Annotated in this window: 4 protein-coding genes; all 4 read left to right on the top strand. The window is 29.6% G+C overall.

Translation table 11 applies throughout. From position 1 onward, the window contains the following. Window positions 1-290 precede the first annotated feature (290 nt). The 4 genes from WA340_RS05895 to WA340_RS05880 all read left to right on the top strand — a co-directional run bounded on the left by WA340_RS05895 (window position 291) and on the right by WA340_RS05880 (window position 5,144). Complete coding sequence (locus WA340_RS05895) at window positions 291-554, top strand: hypothetical protein (protein ID WP_336127850.1); 264 nt, start codon at window positions 291-293, stop codon at window positions 552-554. A gap of 66 nt (window positions 555-620) precedes the next feature. Then, a complete protein-coding gene (locus WA340_RS05890) occupies window positions 621-1,376 on the top strand; it encodes a GLPGLI family protein (protein WP_336127848.1) in 756 nt (251 codons plus the stop codon). Then, window positions 1,352-4,030, top strand: coding sequence for a carboxypeptidase-like regulatory domain-containing protein (locus WA340_RS05885; RefSeq protein WP_336127846.1), 2,679 nt, complete (start codon window positions 1,352-1,354; stop codon window positions 4,028-4,030). The genes WA340_RS05890 and WA340_RS05885 overlap by 25 nt, the downstream gene beginning before the upstream one ends. Window positions 4,031-4,232: 202 nt before the next feature. Next, the gene (locus WA340_RS05880; protein ID WP_336127845.1) at window positions 4,233-5,144 is read left to right on the top strand and encodes a hypothetical protein; all 912 of its coding nucleotides are present in this window, start codon (window positions 4,233-4,235) and stop codon (window positions 5,142-5,144) included. Window positions 5,145-5,155: the final 11 nt, after the last annotated feature.

The raw sequence follows: 5,155 nt of genomic DNA, 5'->3' as shown, positions 1-5,155 counted from the left end.
CAACGCTTTTTTGCTATCTTTCGGCTACGGCGGAAAGAATCCTGCGGATTTTTCCGCAACGAAATCATAGCCGAGACCGTTGGTAGCCATTTGACAACCGACAGAGCAATTTAATAACCATCTGATTTACGGAAACTTGAAAAAGAGAAAATAATATTGTAAATTGACTCTCAAAACGGTAGGAAATTGAAAACCAAAGGTCTAAAAAAATGCAGAATAGTCTGCGTGCCGAATTACGAAGACTTAAAAGATGTATAGTTTGGCAAACTAACCGTTAAAAACAAATAACGATGAAAAATTTATTTTGTGCTTTAGCTTTTATGCTAATGGGAACTTTTGCTTTTGCAAATAATGCAAAAGAAGTATCAACTGTGAATTATGAAGAAGCAGTTGAATTAGTTAATTCTTTGGATTCTTCTACTACAAGTTATTCTGTTGTTGAGGAAAATGCTGTAGATTGCCTCTTAAAAATAACTTTTGTCTTTGAGGATGGTAGTAGTGAAACTATTTACGTTCTTGTAAGAGGAGCAAGTTGTGAAGAAATTTTAGGATAAACTATAAAACTTCTGAAGCTACGGTCAAATCATAGTTTTGACCGTAGTTTTTTTAAAAAATGCAATATGAAAAAAATTATTTATTTATTATTAATATGTCCTTTATTGGCAGTTTCACAGTCATTTACAATTGAATATGATGTAGCACTTAATGTACTGAATAGGAAAGGTGTACTAACAATTAATGATTCTATATCTTCATTTTATTTTGAGGTACAAAACAAAAGAATGTCTGATGAACAAAAAATGGATGAAGAAGGTACATATAACCAAACAGTCTATCTGGGTAGTACCAAAGAAAGAAAAAGATTTCAAATTTATAAAAAAGAAATTGACACATTATTAAATGTTGACTATCTGAAAGACGAACAGATTATTTGTTCTGAATTATTTCCAAAAATGATTTGGAAGCTTGAAGATGAAACTAAAACTATTTCTAATTATTTATGCAACAAAGCAAGCACTAATTTTAGAGGAAGAAAATATATTGCTTGGTTTACATCAGATTTACCTGTAAATGTAGGACCTTGGAAGTTTAACAGCCTTCCTGGAGCTATTCTTCAAGTTTATGATGATAGTCAAACTTATTTTTGGACAGCAAATAAAATAATAAAAAATAAGCAGGATATAGCTTTAGCAATAGAAAACACTTTGAAAAAAATAACATTGCAACAATTTGTACAACAAGATGAAAATTTGAAAAAAGAAAAAAGTAATAGAATGATGCTGAAATATGTAGAAAGAGGTGCAGAAGTTGTAGAAAGACAATATAATAGAGGAAGAGAAACAAAATTTGAATGGGAAGAAAAAGAAGAGGATTAAGAGTTGGCTTTACGGTATTTACTTTACTACTTTTCCAAAATATTTGCTTCTCTCAAATTACTATTTATGGTAACGTCAAAGACAATTCAGGCAGTTTGTATTCTGCGAGCGTTATTTTAAAGGATAGTTTATCAAAATCAATTATAGCCTATACTTATTCTGACAATAATGGTAATTTTGAGCTAAAATCAAACAGGTTAGGTAAATTAAATTTAGTGATTACTTCACTTGGCTATGAAGCTAAGACTATTCCATTAATTATCGTTACAGAACAAAAGGAGTTGAAAATTGATGTTGTATTAAAAGACAAACCAATGGACTTGGATGAAGTTATCATCAAGGCAGATTTACCAATGTCAGTAAAAGGAGATACCGTTTCATTTAAAACAAAATTATATATAAAAGGAAACGAGCAAACCGTAGAAGAACTATTAAAAACGATTCCCGGTATTAACATTAACTCTGATGGTACGATTAAAATAGGCAACCAAGAAATTGAAAAACTAATGGTAGATGGCGATGACCTTTTTGAAAGAGGTTACAAAATTTTATCCAAAAATATGCCTGCTTATCCTGTAGAAGAAGTCGAATTGCTTAAAAACTATTCTAACAATCGTTTATTAAAAGGCGTTGAAGAAAGTGATAAAGTGGCATTAAACTTAAAACTAGATGAAAAATCAAAACGCATTTGGTTTGGAAATATAGAAACAAGTATTGGAAACAATAGTTTTTATCAACTTAAAGGTAATTTAATGAACTTCGGTAAAAAAAATAAATTCTATTTTTTAACCAATCTTAACTCAATAGGTTATAATGCGACAGGCGATATTGAAAATTTAATTCGTCCATTTCGTATTAACGAACCAGCGAGTATAGGCGACAATCAAAGTGTAAATTCGTTGCTAAATCTATCGCCAAACAATCTTAATTTCAAACAAAGTAGAACCAACTTTAATAATGCAGAGTTGGTATCGCTAAATGCCATTTTTAATCCCACAGAAAAACTAAAAATAAAAACAATAGGCTTTTTTAATTGGGACGAAACGGACTTTTTTAGAAATTCTACAGACATTATAGATGCGAATGGTACAAATTTTACAAATACAGAAGATTATCAATTACAAAGCAATAAGCGTATCGCTTTTGGTAAATTAGACTTTACATATAATATTTCTAAAACTAAAATGTTAGAAGCCACATCAAAATATAACAATGGCGATTTTAATGACAATTCTAATTTACTATTTAATGGTAATTCTACCATAGAAAATTTACAACATCAAAACACACTATTTGACCAAAAAATAAGTTACACCAACAAGTTTAAAGACAAAAAAGTGTTTTTATTAACAGGTCGTTTTATAGATGAAAAAATACCTCAGAATTATACCATAAATCAATTCTTTTATCAAGATTTATTTCCTTCAAATAGTAACGCTAATAATGTTAGTCAACAAAGTACCAATCAAATGCAATTTGCAGGTATAAACGCTCATTTATTAGACCGCAAGGATAATGGACACCTATTGGAGTTACAATTAGGTAACGAGTTTAGAAAAGATAAATTACAATCCAGATTTTCACTTTTAGAAAATAATACCGTTTTAGAACAGCCAATCGGTTATCAAAACGAAACCAATTATCAAGTCAACGAATTGTACGTTAAAAGCAAGTACAGATTAAAAATTAAAGATTTTGGTATTGTTGGCAAGATAGATGTACATCAGCTATTTAACCGTTTAGTAAACAATAATACAACTAGTACTCAAAATCCGTTTTTCATCAATCCAAGTTTAGGTTTTGATTGGAAAATAAATGATAAAAATAAAATTACTTCATCTTACTCATACAACACTACAAATGCAAAAGTTCTAGACGTGTTTAGCGATTTTGTGTTAACTGGTTTCCGTTCTTTTTCACAAGGAACAGGCAATTTTAATCAGTTAGACGCTTCAAGTGTAGTTTTTAATTATCAATTAGGGAATTGGAATGATAGATTTTTTGCCAATACATTTATTATTTACAGTAAAAATCACGACTTCTTTTCAACAAATACAACCATAGAACAAAACTTTACGCAAGCTAGTAAAATACTAATTGAAGACCGAGAGTTTTTAAGCATTAATTCAAAACTAGATTATTATTTTAAATTCATCTCTTCTAACCTAAAATTAGATTTAGGCTATACAAAAAGTGAGTTTAAAAATATTGTAAATAATTCTAATTTAAGATTAGTAACCTCAAATAACTATAATTATGGTTTAGAACTTCGTTCTGGTTTTAAAGGTATTTTTAATTACCATATTGGCACAAAATGGACAACAACGGAAATAGAAACTACCATAAATAATTCATTTACAGATAATGTAAGTTTTTTAGATTTGTCTTTTGTATTCAATAAAAAGTTTGATATTCAATTACAATCTGAACGTTACTATTTTGGAAATTTGCAAACCGATAACACATATTATTTTTTAGATTTTGATGCACGTTACAAACTCATTGAAAACAAACTGACTTTAGGTCTTACTGGTAAAAACCTGTTCAATACGGAAAGATTTAGGAATTTTTCAATCAGCGATATTGGAACATCAACAACTGAATATAGATTGTTACCGAGATTTGTACTTTTGAAATTGGAATACAGATTTTAACAATCGAACTGAATAAAAAACGGCTACCAACATTGTATAAAAATAATAGCGGTTTAATCGCTAAAACGAAAGGAAATTTATAAATCAAACGACAGTAACAAACTGAAAAGTAAGTGCATAAAAATCCGCTACTATTCTTATACGTTACCGTTAGCAACAAGCTAAAGAAACAACGGAACAATAATTAAACATTAAATTACGAATGAAAACATTTATTACAATTTTAAAGTGGTTCTTCGGAATCATATTCTTAATCGGAGGTTTAGGCGGACTATTTACCTCATTTTTGACTGGAATAATCTTTCTACTTTTAGGTTTTTTTATACTTCCGCCAACTTACGAGCTGTTTGCAAAAAAGACCAAATTGAATTTACCTTCTTGGGCAAAATGGGCGACAGTTATTATTGGTTTTATAATTGCGAGTTTTACAATTGACAACTCAAACGCAGAAAAAGATGCTGAAATGGATTTAGTTGTTAAAAAAGCATCTGAATTTATAAATAGCGGACAAATTGACTCTGCGAAAGTTTATATAGAGAAAGCTAAAAGCCAATATTCATCAACTAAAAACAAAGCTGTTGATTTAGAAAATGAACTAAACAAGTATCAATCAGAAGATTTTGCAAAAGAGACTTTGGTTTCAATGACAGATGAAGAATTTGAGCAACTTAAGAATGACCAATTAACAAAAAATTATTTATCGCAAAAGTCATTAAATACTGAATTCATTGCTTTAATGAAAACTCAAGCGCCTGAAAGAGAAAAGATAATAAAAGAAATAGCCGAGAAAAAGGAACAAGAAAGAATTGCAAGAGAATTGGAGGCTGAAAGAAAAAAACAAGAAGAAATAAACAAAAATCGAAAGGAAAATGTAGAAAAACAGTTTAGTGCTTGGGACGGTTCTCATCCAAAACTTTCGAGAATGATTAAAGAAAATTGTAGAAACCCAGATAGTTACGGACATATCGAAACAAGATTTAGAGATGATGGAAATTCTATATTCGTAATTACTAAATATAGAGCAGAAAACGGATTTGGTGGAATGACAATCGGTTCGGTTTCTGCAAGAGTTGACTTTGATGGAAATGTATTAGAAATTGTAAGTCAAGATTAAGGTAAAAGCCA

Source organism: Mesoflavibacter sp. CH_XMU1422-2, from assembly GCF_037029245.1.
GTDB lineage: Bacteria > Bacteroidota > Bacteroidia > Flavobacteriales > Flavobacteriaceae > Mesoflavibacter > Mesoflavibacter zeaxanthinifaciens.
The sequence above is the reverse complement of the archived record's forward strand: the minus strand, read 5'-3'. Positions and strand labels throughout refer to the sequence as shown.

What these genes read in the sequence shown, in the direction of transcription:
- WA340_RS05895 (WP_336127850.1), top strand. Translation starts at nt 291, where the DNA reads ATGAAAAATTTATTTTGTGCTTTAGCTTTTATGCTAATGGGAACTTTT.
- WA340_RS05890 (WP_336127848.1), top strand. Translation starts at nt 621, where the DNA reads ATGAAAAAAATTATTTATTTATTATTAATATGTCCTTTATTGGCAGTT.
- WA340_RS05885 (WP_336127846.1), top strand. Translation starts at nt 1,352, where the DNA reads ATGGGAAGAAAAAGAAGAGGATTAAGAGTTGGCTTTACGGTATTTACT.
- WA340_RS05880 (WP_336127845.1), top strand. Translation starts at nt 4,233, where the DNA reads ATGAAAACATTTATTACAATTTTAAAGTGGTTCTTCGGAATCATATTC.